At 66.3% G+C, this 15,883-nt stretch carries 17 protein-coding genes; 8 read left to right on the top strand and 9 right to left on the bottom strand.

Going from position 1 to position 15,883, the window contains the following annotated elements:
- The first annotated feature begins 2 nt into the window (after positions 1 to 2).
- The 3 genes from MU558_RS17790 to MU558_RS17800 are packed head-to-tail and all read left to right on the top strand — an operon-like array spanning position 3 to position 3,486.
- Positions 3 to 1,970, top strand: a complete 1,968-nt coding sequence (locus MU558_RS17790) for an ABC transporter permease (RefSeq protein ID WP_246970244.1) — start codon at positions 3 to 5, stop codon at positions 1,968 to 1,970.
- A complete protein-coding gene (locus MU558_RS17795) occupies positions 1,970 to 2,770 on the top strand; it encodes an ABC transporter ATP-binding protein (RefSeq protein WP_246970247.1) in 801 nt (266 codons plus the stop codon). The genes MU558_RS17790 and MU558_RS17795 overlap by 1 nt, the downstream gene beginning before the upstream one ends.
- Positions 2,767 to 3,486 carry an ABC transporter ATP-binding protein gene (locus MU558_RS17800; protein WP_246970250.1) on the top strand — a complete coding sequence of 240 codons (720 nt, stop codon included), beginning with the start codon at positions 2,767 to 2,769 and terminating at the stop codon, positions 3,484 to 3,486. Before MU558_RS17795 ends, MU558_RS17800 begins: the two co-directional genes overlap by 4 nt.
- Positions 3,487 to 3,586: 100 nt before the next feature.
- On the opposite strand, the gene MU558_RS17805 is transcribed toward MU558_RS17800, so the two are convergent.
- The 4 genes from MU558_RS17805 to MU558_RS17820 are packed head-to-tail and all read right to left on the bottom strand — an operon-like array spanning position 3,587 to position 6,411.
- On the bottom strand, positions 3,587 to 4,432 hold the full coding sequence (locus tag MU558_RS17805) for an enoyl-CoA hydratase/isomerase family protein (protein WP_246970253.1): 846 nt from the start codon (positions 4,430 to 4,432) through the stop codon (positions 3,587 to 3,589).
- Positions 4,429 to 5,310: a 3-hydroxyacyl-CoA dehydrogenase family protein gene (locus MU558_RS17810; protein WP_246970265.1), complete on the bottom strand. Its 882-nt coding sequence runs from the start codon at positions 5,308 to 5,310 to the stop codon at positions 4,429 to 4,431. The genes MU558_RS17805 and MU558_RS17810 overlap by 4 nt, the downstream gene beginning before the upstream one ends.
- 58 nt (positions 5,311 to 5,368) lie before the next feature.
- Positions 5,369 to 5,716, bottom strand: coding sequence for an AzlD domain-containing protein (locus MU558_RS17815; RefSeq protein ID WP_246970267.1), 348 nt, complete (start codon positions 5,714 to 5,716; stop codon positions 5,369 to 5,371).
- Positions 5,713 to 6,411, bottom strand: coding sequence for an AzlC family ABC transporter permease (locus MU558_RS17820; RefSeq protein WP_246970269.1), 699 nt, complete (start codon positions 6,409 to 6,411; stop codon positions 5,713 to 5,715). The genes MU558_RS17815 and MU558_RS17820 overlap by 4 nt, the downstream gene beginning before the upstream one ends.
- Before the next feature lie 359 nt (positions 6,412 to 6,770).
- Here MU558_RS17820 and MU558_RS17825 point away from each other — a divergent pair, with 359 nt between their 5' ends.
- Positions 6,771 to 7,907 carry a thiolase family protein gene (locus MU558_RS17825; protein WP_246970270.1) on the top strand — a complete coding sequence of 379 codons (1,137 nt, stop codon included), beginning with the start codon at positions 6,771 to 6,773 and terminating at the stop codon, positions 7,905 to 7,907.
- Here the strand turns inward: MU558_RS17825 and MU558_RS17830 are convergent, their stop codons facing one another.
- The 3 genes from MU558_RS17830 to MU558_RS17840 all read right to left on the bottom strand — a co-directional run bounded on the left by MU558_RS17830 (position 7,908) and on the right by MU558_RS17840 (position 10,968).
- A complete protein-coding gene (locus MU558_RS17830) occupies positions 7,908 to 8,204 on the bottom strand; it encodes a DUF4423 domain-containing protein (RefSeq protein WP_246970272.1) in 297 nt (98 codons plus the stop codon). It lies immediately after the preceding gene.
- 173 nt (positions 8,205 to 8,377) lie between these two features.
- Entirely contained in the window at positions 8,378 to 9,796 is a 1,419-nt protein-coding gene (locus MU558_RS17835) for a zinc ribbon domain-containing protein (protein ID WP_246970274.1), read from the bottom strand.
- The gene (locus MU558_RS17840) at positions 9,793 to 10,968 is read right to left on the bottom strand and encodes a thiolase domain-containing protein (RefSeq protein ID WP_246970277.1); all 1,176 of its coding nucleotides are present in this window, start codon (positions 10,966 to 10,968) and stop codon (positions 9,793 to 9,795) included. Before MU558_RS17840 ends, MU558_RS17835 begins: the two co-directional genes overlap by 4 nt.
- Positions 10,969 to 11,097: 129 nt before the next feature.
- Here MU558_RS17840 and paaK point away from each other — a divergent pair, with 129 nt between their 5' ends.
- On the top strand, positions 11,098 to 12,384 hold the full coding sequence (gene paaK / locus MU558_RS17845) for a phenylacetate--CoA ligase PaaK (RefSeq protein ID WP_246970280.1): 1,287 nt from the start codon (positions 11,098 to 11,100) through the stop codon (positions 12,382 to 12,384).
- 195 nt (positions 12,385 to 12,579) lie between these two features.
- On the opposite strand, the gene paaI is transcribed toward paaK, so the two are convergent.
- Both paaI and MU558_RS17855 read right to left on the bottom strand, forming a co-directional pair.
- Positions 12,580 to 12,978 carry a hydroxyphenylacetyl-CoA thioesterase PaaI gene (gene paaI / locus MU558_RS17850; RefSeq protein WP_246970282.1) on the bottom strand — a complete coding sequence of 133 codons (399 nt, stop codon included), beginning with the start codon at positions 12,976 to 12,978 and terminating at the stop codon, positions 12,580 to 12,582.
- A gap of 51 nt (positions 12,979 to 13,029) precedes the next feature.
- Positions 13,030 to 13,668: a helix-turn-helix domain-containing protein gene (locus tag MU558_RS17855; protein ID WP_246970286.1), complete on the bottom strand. Its 639-nt coding sequence runs from the start codon at positions 13,666 to 13,668 to the stop codon at positions 13,030 to 13,032.
- Between the two features lie 88 nt (positions 13,669 to 13,756).
- Between MU558_RS17855 and paaA the strand changes: the two genes are divergently transcribed.
- Genes paaA through paaC form a run of 3 tightly spaced genes read left to right on the top strand, consistent with a single transcriptional unit; the run spans position 13,757 to position 15,881 of the window.
- On the top strand, positions 13,757 to 14,698 hold the full coding sequence (gene paaA / locus MU558_RS17860; protein WP_246970289.1) for a 1,2-phenylacetyl-CoA epoxidase subunit PaaA: 942 nt from the start codon (positions 13,757 to 13,759) through the stop codon (positions 14,696 to 14,698).
- A gap of 2 nt (positions 14,699 to 14,700) precedes the next feature.
- Entirely contained in the window at positions 14,701 to 15,018 is a 318-nt protein-coding gene (gene paaB / locus MU558_RS17865) for a 1,2-phenylacetyl-CoA epoxidase subunit PaaB (RefSeq protein ID WP_246970292.1), read from the top strand.
- Positions 15,018 to 15,881, top strand: coding sequence for a 1,2-phenylacetyl-CoA epoxidase subunit PaaC (paaC, locus tag MU558_RS17870; protein ID WP_246970295.1), 864 nt, complete (start codon positions 15,018 to 15,020; stop codon positions 15,879 to 15,881). The genes paaB and paaC overlap by 1 nt, the downstream gene beginning before the upstream one ends.
- Positions 15,882 to 15,883: the final 2 nt, after the last annotated feature.

A 15,883-nucleotide genomic window follows, 5' to 3' on the forward strand; every position in this document is an offset into this window, starting at 1 on the left:
CAATGCTTGGAGGACTCATACAACAACTGTTGGACGGCCTGACGATCGGCGTGGTGTACGTCCTGCTTGCCGCCGGACTTTCGGTCATCTTCGGTGTCATGCACGTCATCAACTTCGCCCACGGCGAACTGTTCGCGCTCGGGGCGTACTTTGCGCTGGCACTGATCGGGCCACTCGGTGGGGGTACCGGCTTCTTCGTTGCACTACTCGTCGCACCGCTGCTCGTGGGCGTCATCGGCGTGTTGATCGAACGGTTCACCGTCCGGCCGCTGTACGGACGGAACCCGCTCTATCACATCCTGCTGACCTTCGGGTTAGTGCTCGTGATCAACGACCTGATATACGTCGGCTGGGAACCGGGTTCGGTCAGCATGCCGATACCCGAGTTCCTGCGGGCCACGGTCGGCGTTCTCGGAGCGAACTACGCGCTGTACAACCTCTTTATCATCGCATTCGGTGGCGCGATGGCGTTCGGCGTGTGGGCGCTGCTCGAGTACACGAAGTTCGGACTCATCGTCCGTGCCGGCTCACAGGACCGGCAGATGGTCCGCAACCTCGGGATCGACATCGACCGCTACTACTCGCTCGTCTTCGGGATGGGCGCGGCACTCGCCGCAGTCGCCGGGATCGTCCTCGGTGGCTACCAGACGGTCAGTCCAGAGATGGGGACGTCGATCATCATTCCGGCGTTCGTCATCGTCGTCCTCGGCGGCCTGGGAAGCTTCAAGGGTGCCGTCGTCGCCGGACTCCTCGTCGGGGTCATCCAGACGGTCCTGCGAACCCACGTGCCGGTCCTCGAGGGACTGGTCATCTTCCTGTTGATGATCGGCATTCTGTTGATCCGACCCCAGGGACTGTTCGGCTCCGAAGCGCACGACGACGACGGCGGCGAACTGCTCACTGGCACCGGCGGCATCCTCGACTCACAGACGCGGACCAGGCTGGCGATCGTCATGGTCGGGTTACTCACACTCGTCCCGCTCGGGGTGGGAACGCTCTATTCGATGTACGTCGTCTCGCTCGTGATCGAGATCCTCATCTGGGGACTGTTCGCGCTCAGCCTGGACTTCGTGATGGGCTACACTGGGCTCGTATCGCTCGGTCACGCCCTGTTCTACGGCACCGGTGCGTACGCGGTCGCGATCGTCTTGCTCAACGTGAGCCAGTCCGCGTTCGTCGCGATCGCCCTGGCGGTGCTCGTCTCCGCCGGAATCGCGTGGTTCGTCGGCTTCCTCTCGATCCGGGTTTCGGGCGTCTACTTCGCGATGATCACGCTCGGCTTCGCCGAACTGTTCTACAACCTCGTCTCCCGACTCGAGATCACCAACGGTTCCGATGGGCTGTTCGGCGCGTCGGCGTACTACGGCGTCGCTGGCGTCGGGATCGACCTCGATTCGATCGCCATCTTCCTCGGCACGGTCACGCTGACCGGCCAGACGCTGTTCTACTACGTCGCACTCGCCGCGCTGCTCGGTGCGTTCTTGCTGACGCGCCGGATGCTGCGGTCGCCCTTTGGCTCGGTGCTGAAGTCTATCCGCGAGAACGAACAGCGGGCGACGTTCCTCGGCTACGAGACGACCATCTACAAGCGCCGTGCGTTCGTCGTCAGCGGCGCGCTCGCGGGGCTGGCCGGTGGGCTGTTCACCCTCAATACGGGCTACGCCACGCCGTCGTTCGCCCACTGGCTTCACTCTGGCGAGGTGATCGTGATGGTCATCCTCGGCGGCATGGGGACGCTGTACGGCCCCATCCTCGGCTCGTTCGTCTTCTTCGGACTCGAGGACGTGCTTACGGACTTTACCGCCCGGTGGCGGCTGGTGCTCGGGACGGTGTTTATCCTCTTCGTGATCTTCCTCCCGCAGGGGCTCGTCTCGTTGCCGTCTCAGCTCGCCCCGTACCTCTCGCGCGGGTCGGGTCCCGGTCCCGAGCCGACGCCGGAAGACACCGGCTTCGGCGGAGGTGACGACTGATGGCCGTCGAGACGCCCCGACAGGAACGGGACGCCGACGGCGACGCGATCCTCCGAACCGACGGACTCGTCAAACAGTTCGGCCAGTTCACGGCGACCGACCGGGTCGACCTCGAGGTCGAGCGCGGGGAGTTCCGGAGCATCATCGGCCCGAACGGCGCGGGGAAGACCACGCTGTTCAACCTCATCTCCGGTGCCCTCCCGGTCACCGACGGCTCGATCTACTTCGCCGGCGAAGAGATCACGGACCTCTCGCCGCCCGAGCGCGTCCGTCGCGGGATCGGCCGCTCGTTCCAGATCTCGAACGTCTTCGGCGGCCTCTCGGTCCGCGAAAACGTCCGGCTGGCGTCCCAGGCCGTCCACGACGACGAGTACACCTTCCTCGAGTCGCTGTTCAAACCGACCGAGCGCTACGAGACGATGAACGCCGACGCCGATCGAATCCTCGAACAGATCGGCCTGGCGGACGTCGCCGACGAGCAGGCGGAAGCGCTGGCGTACGGCGATCGCCGCCGCCTCGAGATCGGCGTCGTGCTCGCGACCGACCCCGACCTGGTGTTGTTCGACGAACCGACCGCGGGCATGAGCGTCGAGGAGACCCAGGCGACGATCGACCTGATCGAGGAGGTGCTCGTCGACCAGACGCTGTTGCTCATCGAACACGACATCGAACTCGTGATGAACCTCTCAGACCGCATTACCGTGTTGAACCGTGGCGAGATCCTCGCGGAAGGAACGCCCGAGGAAATCGCCGAGAACCAGGACGTCCAGGACGCCTACCTCGGAGGGATGATCGAATGAGCGATCCGCTGCTCTCGGTCGACGGCATCGACTCGGGATACGGCGAGACGAAGGTGCTTCGCGACCTGTCGCTGTCGGTCGATCGCGGCGACGTCGTCTCGCTGGTCGGTCGCAACGGGGCCGGGAAGACGACCACCCTGCGCAGCATCATGGGTATCGTCACCCCGACGGCCGGCTCGGTCACCTACCGCGGCGAAGACGTCACGACGCTCCCAGCGACCGAGACGGTCAAACGCGGTATCTCGCTGGTACCCGAAGAGCGGCGGATCTTCCCCGAACTGACCGTCATGGAGAACCTCGAGATCGCCGACCACGGCGGCGGCACCGAGGCGGACTCGCTGTCGATCGCGGAGGCACTCGAGATGTTCGAGAACCTCCGGGAACGGACCGACAACGCCGGTTCGTCGCTCTCGGGTGGCGAACAGCAGATGCTCGCGATCGCCCGCGCGCTCGTCGGCGGTGCCGACCTCGTCTTGCTCGACGAACCGACCGAGGGGCTCGCGCCCTATATCGTTCAGGATCTGATGGACATCGTCCGCGAACTCAACGAGCAGGGCATCACCGTCTTGCTCGTCGAGCAGAACGTCCACGTCTGCCTCGAACTCGCGGATCGAAACTACGTGATCGACCAGGGAGAGATCGTCTACGAGGGCACGTCGGACGACCTCGCAGACAACGACGAGGTGCTCGACAGGTACCTCGGCGTCACCGTTTAGTTTCGCCCGTCGGAACCGCCTCTTTTCACCACGTCGTCGACTCGGATCGAACGTCCGTTCCGAAAATCGATCGTCTGTGAGTCGACCGCTTGCGGCGCGGTTACCGGCCTTTCCACTCCGGCTCGCGATCCTCGAAGAAGGCGTCGATCCCCTCGTCTTTGTCCTCGGTCGCAAACAGCTGTGCGAACAGTTCGGCCTCGTACTCGATGCCCTGCGCCAGGTCCATCCGCGAACTCGCCTTCACGGCCTCCTTGGCGAACTCGAGGGCGACCGGACTCTTCGCGGCCATCGACTCGGCGAGGCCGTAGACCTCGTCGTCGAGTTCCTCGTCGTCCTCGCAGACGACGTCGACGAGGCCGATCTCGGACGCCTCGTGGGCGTCGATCAGTTCGCCCGAGAGGATCAGGCGCATGGCCTGTCCCTCGCCGACCAGCCGGGGGAGACGCTGGGTGCCGCCGCCGCCGGGCATGATCCCGAGGTTGATCTCGGGCTGGCCGATCTTCGCGCGCTCGTGGGCGATGCGTACGTCACAGGCCTGGGCGAGTTCGCAGCCGCCGCCGAGGGCGTGGCCGTTGAGTCGGCCGATGACGGGCTGGGGCAGGTCGTCGACGACCTCGTAGACGCGCGGCCGCTTCGAGATTTCGCGCTGCTCGAGTGCGCCGCGGTCGCGGAACTCGCCGACGTCCGCCCCGGCGACGAACGCCTTCGCCTCGTCCGCGCCCGTGAGGACGACGACGCGGACGCCACTCTCCTCGATCGCCGCCGCGACGTCTTTCAGTTCGGCGCGGACCTGGGCGTTCAGGGCGTTTCGCGCGTCGGGTCGGTCGATCGTGACCGTCGCGACGCCCGAAACCTGGTCGCCGACGCTCGCGTGGACCGTCTCGCAGTCGTCGGCGACGGCCTCGATCTCGTCTGTGCCGTCGACGGGACCGTCGGACAGACTCATTCGTCGACCTCCCCGCTGACGCCGACGATCTCGCCGTCTTCCCAGACGTAGAAGCCCTCGCCGGTCTTCTTGCCGAGTTTGCCCGCGCGGACCTTCCGCTTCAGGACCTGTGGCGGTTTGAACCGCTCGCCAAGTTCCTCACGCAGGTACTCGAGGATGTCGAGTCGGACGTCGAGTCCGACGACGTCGCCGAGTTCGATCGGCCCCATCGGGTGGTTGTAACCCAGTTCCATCGCGGCGTCGATGTCCCGCGGGTCGGCGACGCCTTCCTCGACCATCCGCATCGCCTCGACGCCGAGTGCGACGCCCAGCCGCGAGGAGGCAAAGCCGGGCGAGTCGGTCACTTCGACCGGCGTCTTGTCGATGCCCTCGACGTACTCGTGGGCGAACTCGAGGGTCTCCTCGTCGGTCTGCTCGGCGACGACGATCTCGACGAGCCCCATGATGTGAACGGGGTTGAAAAAGTGCAGGCCGATCACGCGACCGTCCTCGTCGGCGGCGCTCGCGATCTCCGTGATCGACAGCGAGGAGGTGTTGGTCGCGATGACCGCGTCGTCGTCGACGAGTTCCTCGACGTCTTCCATCGTCGACTTCTTGAGGTCGATGTCCTCGGGGACTGCCTCGACGACGAGGTCTGCCCCCTCGACCGCCTCCGCGAGGTCCGTCGTTCCCGAGAGGCGCTCGAGCGTCGCGTCGGCTTCCTCGCGAGTGACCTTGTCGCGCTCGACGCCGCCCTCGAGGTTCTGCTCGATCGACTCGAGTCCGTTCTCGACGTACTCCGTCTCGATGTCCCGTACGATCACGTCGTGGCCGGCCATGGCGGTCACCTGTGCGATGCCGTGACCCATAGTACCGGCTCCGAGTACTGCAACGTGCATACACGACGAATCTCGTGGGGGAGTGAAAGCAGTTTCCGTTTTCGGGAAGCGGTACCGTTCAAAAGACGAGCGTGGGACCGAACTGGAGCGCCCAGAGGGCGACCATGCCGACGAGGATCGTCACCAGGATGTCGCCGCGCCACCACGCCACCGCGGCGGCGACGATGCCGGCGGCCAGCCGCTCGTCTACGACCATCTCGGCGACGTCCGGGCTCGGCGTCACGAGCTGGGGTGCGACCAGCGCCGCCAGCACCGCCGCGGGCACGAACTTGAGAACGAGCGTGACGCGCGGTGGCACCTGGTTGATCCGGCCGAACAGGTGGATAAACGAGAGCCGGATGAGGTAGGTCGCGACGGCGATGACGAGGATCACAGCCCAGATCTCGAGGACGGCGTACTCGCTCATCGGGCCATCACCTCCTCGGCGGTCACGCCGGCGACGATCCCGACGGCTGCCGCGATCAGCAGATCGAGACCCCGTGGCAGGCCGAACTCGGCGACGGCGTACGCTGCGGCGATCGCGACGACGGCGCTCGCGAGCGCGGCGACGACCTGTGGGGCGTCCTCGATCGCCGGAACCAGGATCGCGAGGAAGACCAGCGGAATCGCGAACATGAGGTTCAGCGATTCCGGAATGCCGGCACCGAGGACGTAGCCGACGACCGTCGCGGCGACCCAGACGAGCCAGATGCTCACGCCGAGTCCGAGGTAGTACAGCCGCTTGTTCCGGCTCCGGGCTTCCTCGGCGTACTCGGCGATAGACATCGCGTAGACGTGGTCGGTGAGGAAGTACGCGAGAACGGCACGCGTGCGCTGTCCGTACTCGGTGAAGTGTGGCGCGATCGACGCCGAGTACATGAGCATCCGCAGGTTGACCACGATCCCGGTGACGATCACGATGGCGAGTCCCGCGTTCGCAGCGATCAACTCGACGGTGACCAGCTGTGCGGTGCCAGCGAAGATACCCGCGGACATCGCCACCGTCTGGATCGTCGACAGTCCTGCACCGTCCGCGGCGATCCCGAAGACGAGCGCGAACGGGACGAGCCCGAGCAAGATCCCGATGGAGTCGCGGGCACCCGCTTTGAAGTCTTCAGTCATCGTTCGACGGAGAGTTTCCGGCAGTCGGCGGTACGGCACGCGTTCGAGAGCGGTACGACTGGTGGAATCGACGAGACCGACGGCCACGTCGATGCGGTATCTATCGCGGTCATGATGGGGTCGAGACGAACTCCGACAGGCGGGCGTCGACATCCGCGCAGGGTTGCAGAGATCGTCGTTGGTGTGGCTCTCCCACTCGTGGGTGTTGCCTGCGTCAACCTCGCCACGTGCGATTCAAAACCATATCGAACTTTCATACGATAGTGAATCGGTACCGAGTACCGCGAGCGTGCCAGCAGCTCCAGCGTCACACGGTCAGAGCCGAAGGCTTAACCCCGAACCGTTCGACCTACTTCGTGATGACGCAAGCCGAGGCTGTAATCGTCGACGCAGTGCGAACCCCACAGGCGAAAAAGGACGGTGGACTCGCCGACACCTACCCCGAGGACCTCGTGATCACGGTACTCGAGGCGCTCGAGGAACGGACGGGCGTGCCGGCCGAGGAGTGGGACGACTTCCGACTTGGCTGTGCGAACCAGGAAGACGAACAGGGTCGGAACCTCGCCCGCCAGTCGCTGCTCGCGGGCGGGTTCCCCGAGACGGTACCCGGCGCGACGACCACCCGACTCTGCGGGTCCTCGCTCACGACGCTGGTCGACGCCGCCCGCGCGATCGAGACGGGCGACGGCGACGTCTTCCCCGTCGCGGGCGTCGAACACATGAGCCGGATTCCCTTCTCCGACTGGCTCCACCCCGGCATCGAGGAACGCTACGACCCCGACGCCCTCCCGATGGGTGTGACGGCCGAGCGCGTCGCCCGGAAGTACGACGTCGGCCGCGAGGAACAGGACGAGTTCGCGCTGCGCTCGCACGAACGCGCGATCGACGCCTGGGAGTCGGGCCGGTTCGACGACGAGGTCGTCCCCGTCGAAACAGAGGACGGCGTCGTCGACCGCGACGAAGGACCCCGGGAGGACACCGACCTCGAGACCCTCGCCTCCCTCCCCACCGTCTTCGCCGACGACGACGCGGCGACCGTCACGCCCGGGAACGCCTCGCCGCTGACCGACGGCGCGGCCGGCCTGCTCGTGACCAGCGCCGAGTACGCCGAAGAACACGACCTGGACGTACTCGCCCGCGTTCACTCCCGTGGCGTCGCCGGCGTCGACCCGCGCGTGATGGGGATCGGCCCCGTCCCGGCCACGCGAAACGCACTCGAGGGGACCGACCTCACCGTCGACGACCTCGACCTCGTCGAACTCAACGAGGCCTTCGCCTCCCAGAGTCTCTACTGCAAGCGTGAACTCGGCTTCGACGACGAGAAACTGAACGTCAACGGCGGCGCGATCGCGCTCGGCCACCCGCTCGGCTGTTCCGGTGCGCGCATCGCGACGACGCTGCTGCACGAACTCGAGCGCCGCGACGGCCAGCACGGCCTGGCGACGATGTGCGTCGGGTTCGGGCAGGGCGTCGCGACGGTGTTCGAGCGGCCCTGATCAGGGCGACTCGTTTTCTGCTGTTTCGATCCATTCATCGCACGATTCGACCCCCAGCACCTCGTCGAGAAACGTTGCTGTCGAACTGTGGACGAACGCGTGCCTGACGGCCTCGAGATCGTCGACCGTCCAGCCGGATTCTCCGTCCCGGACGAGGTCGAGATCGCAGAGCCGTTCGAGAACCGACCGAACCGAGTTCTCGGTCGCGTCGATCCGGCGGGCTATTTCGCTGGGTTCGAACGTCTCGTCCCGACGCTCGAGGAGGAACCGAAGCACGCGTTCGGCGTTCGTCGCCATCGTTCACACGACGATACGTCACGATCCTGTATAGAGCCTCGGCCGCTCGCAGAGGAGAAGACGGAGGGCGCGAAGAACGGGACGCCTGTCCCGTGATGAGCGCCCGGACATACCCGATCTATTCGTCGATACTGGCGGGCGAAAATCCGCCTGGATTTTCGTTCGACAGTACGTTACTCCTCGAGGGGCCGCATCTTGAACCCGTAGCGGGTCACGCCCTCCTGGGTGTAGATCTGGCGGATCGTCGCCGCGACGCGGTCGCCGACCTCGACGGTCTCGTCGCCGACGGTCAGGACCTGTGCCGGCGTCGAGACGGTGTCGTCCGCACCGTCGGGGCCGTCGAGGGCGACCACGGCGCTGACGTACGCACCCTCGCGGGCCTGCTGTTCGACGAACTCCGGCGGGGCACCGCCCTGGCCGATGACGGTCGCCGCCTCGACAGTTCCGGTCCCGGGCAGTTCGACCTCGTCGTGCTCCTCGAGCGCACCACAGTCCGTGCAGGCACCCTCGGGTGGGAACGCGAACTTTCCACACTCCCGACAGCGACCGGCGACGAGCCGGTGGCGCTGGGGAAGGGTGCGTTTCCAGCTCGGGACGCTGACGTACGCGCCGCCACCGTCGGGTTCGCCGGGGGTGACGTCGCCGCGCATCCGGAGGTACTCGCCGTAGGTGAGCGTCTCCGCATCCTCGAGGCGGGTCTCGACGCCGACCCCGTCGCCGTCGACGGCCAACGCCGTCGCGCCGCCGCCGGAGCCGTAGCCGATCAGGACGAGGTCGGTGTGGCCGTCCTCGAGCGCGTTCGCGAGGCCGAGGAGCGTGCTGGCCGCGCCGGTGTCGCCGAGGTCGTGGACGGTCGTCCCGCGCTGGAGCGTCTCGCCGTCGACGCCCAGCGCACCCGTCACGCGGTAGGGGAGTTTGCCGTTCGGCGACTGGAGGCAGACGGCGTCGGCGGTAGCGAGGTCGGTCTCGAGGTCGTCGACAGCAGCCGCGACGGTGTCGGTGAACGCCCGCCGATCGTAGCCGGTGACGCCGAGGCCGGTCGTCTCCTCGGAGCCACGCGGACGGAACCGGGTGCCGGGGAACGCCTCGACTCGTTCGGCGTGCTCCGTCACGGACCCGGAGCCGTCTGGCGTGAGCACGAGCGCGGCAGCGCCCGCGCCGCCAGCGTGTTCGATCTCGTCGTCCGGCGCGCCCCGCGGCGCGTCGGTCGCGACGACCAGGGAGGTGCCGTCGCGCTCGAGGCCGGCCGCCAGCGCGTCGACGCCGGCGCGGGTACTCCCCGTGAACTGGCGGGTCTCGAGGGCCTCGGGGAGGCCGAGCGTGCTGACCAGTCGCGGGGCCATCGCCTCCTCCTCGTTGGGCGGGGTCGTCGTCCCGACGAGCAGGGCAGTGACGTCCGCCGGATCGACCTCACCCGCCGATAGGGCGCGTGAGGCGGCTTCGTAGGCCATTGTCAGCGTGTCCTCGTCGCCCGCGGGCACGGCGGTTTCGGAGACGCCCGCGCCGTGGAACTGCCCCCAGGCCTCCTCGACGGCCTCGGCGGTGAGTCGGTAGCGGGGCGCGTACGCGCCGACGCTCTCGATGCCGGTCATCGTGCCACCTCCTCGTTCTCGAAGACGTGGACGACTGACGCACCGCCGCTCCCGCCCACGTTGTGGGTGAGACCGTACCTGGGATCGTCGAGCTGGCGCTCGCCTGCCCGGCCGGTGAGCTGGTCGAAGGCCTCGACGACCTGGCCCGTGCCGGTCGCACCGATCGGGTGGCCCTTCGACTTCAGCCCGCCGGAGGTGTTGACCGGCAGGTCGCCGTCGGGGTCGGTGACGCCCTCGCGCAACAGGCGGGGCGCTTCGCCGGGTTCACAGAAGCCCAGATCCTCGTAGGCGACCAGTTCTGCGATGGCGAAGCAGTCGTGGACTTCCGCGAAGTCGATGTCCTCGGGCGCCACGTCGGCCCGATCGTAGGCCGTCTCGGCCGCGACCTGGGAGGCCGAGATGCCGGTGTAGCTGTCCCGTTCGGCCAGCCCGACGCGCTCGCTGGCCGCGCCGACGCCCGCGACGCGGATGCGCTCGTCGGTGTACTCGTCGACGACGTCCTCGCTCGCCAGTAAGGCGACAGCCGCACCGTCGGAGGTCGGACAGCAGTGATAGAGGTTCAACGGATCGGCGACCGCGGGTGCGGAGGTCGCGTCCTCGAGCGAGCACTCGAAGCCGAGGTGGGCCTTCGGGTTTTTCGCGCCGTTCGCGTGGTTCTTGACGGCCACGCGCGAGAGATCTTCGTTCGTCGCGCCGTATTTCTCCATGTAGGCGCTGGCCATCTGGGCGTAGACGCCCGAGAACGTGGTTCCGGTCAGCCGTTCCCACTCCGTCTCGCCGGAGACGCCGAGCCAGTACTTCGTGACGTCGCCGCTCATGTCGGTCATCACCTCGTAGCCGCCGACGAGGACGACGTCGGCCAGCCCGCTCTTGATCGCCTGGACGCCCTGGCGGACGGCGAAGCCGCCGGCCGCACAGGCGTTCTCGACCCTCGAGCAGGGAGTGTTGTGCAGCCCGACGTGTTCGGTCACCGCCGGGCCGGAGAGGCCGAGCTGGCGTCCCCCGACGCCGAGGCTGCCGACTACTGCCTCGTCGATCTCGTCCGTGTCGATTCCGTCGTCGACGCTGTCACGGGCGGACTCGTACGCCTCGGCGAACAGATCCCGGTAGCTCCGGTCCGGGAACGCGCCGAAGGCGGTCTGTCCCGCTCCGATGACGTAGACATCCCGCATATCCGCCCGTTGTCCCGGGCAGAAATATAGCTTCGGGACGCGGATCGTTACCGTCGGTTACCTGTCTGGAAAGCGTGGCTTTCCGTACCACATAATTTTTAACAGGTGACTATAGAGTGGGAGGTGAGGATGATTTACGAGGACATAGAGACTGCCTCACGCGACGAGATCCGGGCAGTCCAGAACGAGCGCCTCCGCGAGACGGTACGGAACGCGTACGAGAACGTCGACTACTACCGCGAAGAACTCGACGAGGCCGGCGTCTCGCCCGAGGACATCGAGACGGTCGACGACATTCACAAACTCCCGTTCACGACGAAAGAAGACTTCCGCGCCGAGTACCCCGACGGCCTGTTCGCCGTCGACGACGAGGAGATCCGGCGGATCCACGCCTCCTCGGGGACGACGGGCAAGCCCAAGATCGTCTCCTACACCGAGAAGGACCTCGACGTCTGGAGCGACGCGGTCGCACGCTCGCTCGCCGCGGGTGGCGTCGAACCGGGCGACACCGTCCAGAACGCCTACGGCTACGGCCTGTTCACCGGGGGCCTCGGTCTCCACTACGGGGTCGAAAAACTCGGCGCGACGGTGATCCCCATCGGCGGTGGCGGAACCCAGCGTCAGGTCGAGATGCTCCAGGACCTGGAGAGCGACGCGATCTCCTGTACGCCATCGTACGCGCTCTACCTCGCCGAGACGGCCGAGGAGATGGGCGTCGACGTCAAGGACCTGCCCCTCTCGACGGTCATCTTCGGCGCAGAGCCCTGTACAGAACCGATGCGCGAGGAGATCGAAGAGCGCCTCGACGTCAACGGGATCGACATCTACGGCCTCTCGGAGATCGTCGGCCCCGGCGTCTCCAACGAGTGCCACGAAGCCCAGGACGGCCTGCACCTCTGGGAAGACCGCTTCTACCCGGAAGTCGTCGACCCCGAGACGGGCGAACCGCTCCCCGAGGGCGAAGAGGGCGAACTCGTCCTGACGACGCTCTCGAAAGAGGCACTGCCAGTGCTCCGGTACCGCACTGGCGACCTCACGACGCTGAACTACGAGGAGTGTGAGTGTGGCCGGACGATGGTCCGGATGGACAACGTCACCGGTCGCGCCGACGACCTGCTGATCGTCCGCGGGGTCAACCTCTACCCGAGCGAGATCGAGGACGTCGTCCTCGAGTTCGACGAGGTGGCACCCTACTACCGCATCGACCTGGACCGCGAGAACAACCTCGACACCATCGAGGTCACGGTCGAACTCGTCGACGACTTCGACGGCGACGTGGACGAACTCCACGACCGGATCCTCACCCGCCTCGAGAACGTGCTCTCCTTTACCCCCGACGTCCTGACGCTCGCCGAGTACGGCACCATCGAGCGCACGGAAGTCGGCAAGGTCCAGCGCGTGTTCGACCACCGATAGTCCCTGCGGACTGTCGATCCGAGGGCCTTCGGTTCGTTTTTTCCGAGACCGACGAACGCGTCGGACTGCCGGAACGCTGGTCACACGCTGCTGTCCGCTGGTCGCAGCTGTCGCTGGCGCTGGTGGACTGTCCGTCGCCAACCGTCGGTCTCTCTGCCCGTATCTTCGCGAGAAGAACGTAACCGGCGTCCGATTCTAGCCCAGGATGTACACCCGGCCGCGGAACGTCGAGATCCGTTCGTCGTCCTGGTCGGTGACGACGACCTCGTACTCGGCGGTTCGGCCGGCGACGTGAGTCTCCTCTGCGGTCGCCGTGAGGACGTCACCGACGTCGACGGCGTCGAGGTAGGAGATGTTCGTCTCGAGGGCGACCGCGGTGTCGCCGTGGGAGTTCGAGGCGGCCGCAAACGCCGCGTCCGCGAGCGAGTAGACCGCGCCGCCGTGGGGAGTTCCGTGGAAGTTCAGCAGGTCTTCGGTCACCGTCAACTCGGTCGTCGCGGTGCCTTCGCCGATGTCGGTCAGTTCGATCCCGAGGGTTTCACAGTACGGATCGTCCTCTGCGAGCGAACGCGCAGTTGCAACTGAGTCCTCCATGGCCGGGCGGTGTGCGTGTGAGACCAAATAACTATCGGGCGGGTGCGGTCGCTACATGAAAATCTGCTCGAACAGCGACGCCTCCGCGCGGTGGAGTCGCTCGAGGAACGCCGACTTGCTGATGCCGAGTTCGTCGGCGACGTCGCTCGCGGTCGCCTCCCGCGGGATGGAGAAGTAGCCGAGTTCCAGCGCGACGCGAATGCACTCTTCCTGTCTCGGCGTGACGTTCCACTGCTGGCTCGGAACCTCCTCGGCTTCCGACTGGAGCGGGTAGACGCGCTCGAGCCGCACGCCGACGGCCTGTCCGGCCCGTTCCATGACGCCCTTGAGGACGTCGCGGCCGACGACCGCACCGAAGATGGCGGCCCGGCCGTCCCGGTACCGGAGGTTCTCGACGATGAGCCCGCCGCTGATGAGCGTGTGGACGATGCAGGGGTGTTTCGAGAGACAGCGGTAGGTGTCCCGGCCGTCCGCGGTCGCGACGTGGAGGTAGCGGATCCGGTCGTCGGCGTCGAGGGTCTCGCGCAGGGCCTCGTTCGTCGGCGAACTGAACTGCAAGAGAACGTAGCCGTCGTCACGGAGCTGGGGCGAGAGCGCGTTGATCTGTACGTCGACGTCCCGTGTCGCGTCGGCCAGTGGACAGTCGTCGTCGGTGACCTGGAACTCCACGGCCAGACACTCCTCGATCATGGTCGATCGTAGCGACCCTGGGTACTTAAACCCAGTCTATGTCCGGGTCAATCACTAAGGCCGTGTCCGTGCTAGACAACTATGAACGATGGACGTCGACACAGTCAAAGAACGGGCGGAACCGCGGGCGTTCAGCCCCGCGGACGACATGCCCGAGGAGTACCGGAAGGCGGCGACCCGGATGATCGAGTTCCACGCCAACAGCGAGATCATGGGCGCGTACCTGGAGCGTCCGTTCATCCGGCAGGCGCCGAGTATCGACCGAAAGCTGGCGTTCTCCGCGAAGGTCCAGGACGAGATCGGCCACGGGCAGTTGCTCTACCGCGCCGCGGAGTCCCTCGGCGTGAAGACCCGCGAGGAGATGCTCGACGACCTCGCGAACGGCAAGGGCAAGTTCCTCAACTGCTTCCACTACCCGATGGACAGCTGGGTCGAGACGCCGATGATCGCCTTCTTCGTCGACGGGGCGGCGATGCGCCGGCAGGCGACCCTGCGTCGTACCAGCTGGGAACCCTACGCCCACGCGATGGACAAGGTCTGCTTCGAGGAGGGCTTCCACGTCAAACACGGCGAGAGCATCCTCGCGACGCTGATGACGGGCTCGAAGAAAGAACAGGAGATGACCCAGGAGGCCTTCGAGAAGTGGTGGCCCCGCATCATCCAGTTCTTCGGCCCCACCGACGACCAGAGCACCCACCACGACTTCTCCTCGGACGTCGGGCTGAAGACGAAGTCCAACGACGAACTTCGCTCGATGTTCCTGCGCGAGTACATTCCGAAAGCCGAGCGCTACGGCCTCGAGATCCCCGACGAGCCGCGCATTCGCGAGCGCGACGACGGCACCTACGAGGTCGTCGAGGACGATCTGGACTGGGACGAGTTCTTCCAGATCGCCAAGAACGACTACGAACCCGGACTGGGTCAGATCAACGGTCGCAAGGCCGCACAGGACGCCGTCCAGTGGGTCCGTGACACGCTCGAGTGGGAGAACGTGCCCGAAGGAAGCGCCAAACCGCAGGCAGCCGACTGACCATGATCTGGGAAGTATTCCGACAGGAAGAGCAGGGTGGCTACCACACCCACTGTGGCAACGTTCACGCGCCGGACCGCGAGATGGCAAAGCAGTTCGCCGCTATCCAGCACGGCCGGCGCAAACCGACCAACAGCATCTGGGTCGTCCCGAAGTCCGAGATCGGCGAACTCGACGCCGACGAAATTTCCTTCGGCGGCTCGACCGACAAGAGCTACCGCTGGGCGCCGACGTACAAGTCGGACGTCGAGCACGCGGCGGAGGTCATCGACTCGGAAGGCCAGCAGGCCGAAGCCGAGAAACAGCGGGGTGACGCCTGATGGTCGGCGAGATCGAGAGCCCCGAGGAACTCGACGCCGACGAGCGAGACGCGCTCGAGGCCCTGCTACAGCGCCTCGCCGACGACGAGTACGTGCTCGCAGAGCGCTACACCGAGTGGCAGGTCCGCGCACCCACCCTCGAGTCGGACCTGGCGCTGTCGAACAACGCCCAGGACGAACTCGGTCACGCCAGACTGTGGTACGACGTCCTGGAAGACCTCGGCTACGAGGAACACGAACTCGTGTACGAACGCGAGCCCGACGAGTGGCGCCACAGCACGCTCGTCGAACGGCCGTTCGCCGAGGGTGACTGGGCCGACGCCATCGTCCGCCACTACCTCTACGACGTCGCCGAGGAACTCCGCCTCGAGGCGCTCGAGGAGTCCAGTTACGCCAAGATCGCAGACCGCGTCGGCAAGATCCAGTCCGAGGAAGGATACCACCGAGAGCACGCCGAAAACTGGATGGAACGGCTCGCCAACGGCGAAGGCCACGACCACCTCCAGGATGCCGTCGATCGGCTCTTCCCCCACGCGCTGACGCTGTTCGAACCGGTCGACGAACAGACGGAGGAAACGATCGTCGACGCCGGGTTCCGGACCGAGAGCCTCGAGGACCTCGCCGAGGAGTGGGTCAACACGGTCGCCCCGTTCCTCGAGGGACTGGGCCTCGAGACGCCGGCAGTCGAACGGGTTCACTTCGACGAGTACGAGTTCGAAGTTCGAGACGACGCGCTCCCAGACGAGCGCGGCCGCGACGGCAGCCACACCGACGCGTGGGCCGACCTCCACGACGAGTTTACCCACACCTACCGCGAACTCGGTCGCTCGGAAGCGACCAAGATCATGGAGACCGCCGAATAATC

Source organism: Natribaculum luteum (genome assembly GCF_023008545.1).
GTDB classification, from domain to species: domain Archaea; phylum Halobacteriota; class Halobacteria; order Halobacteriales; family Natrialbaceae; genus Natribaculum; species Natribaculum luteum.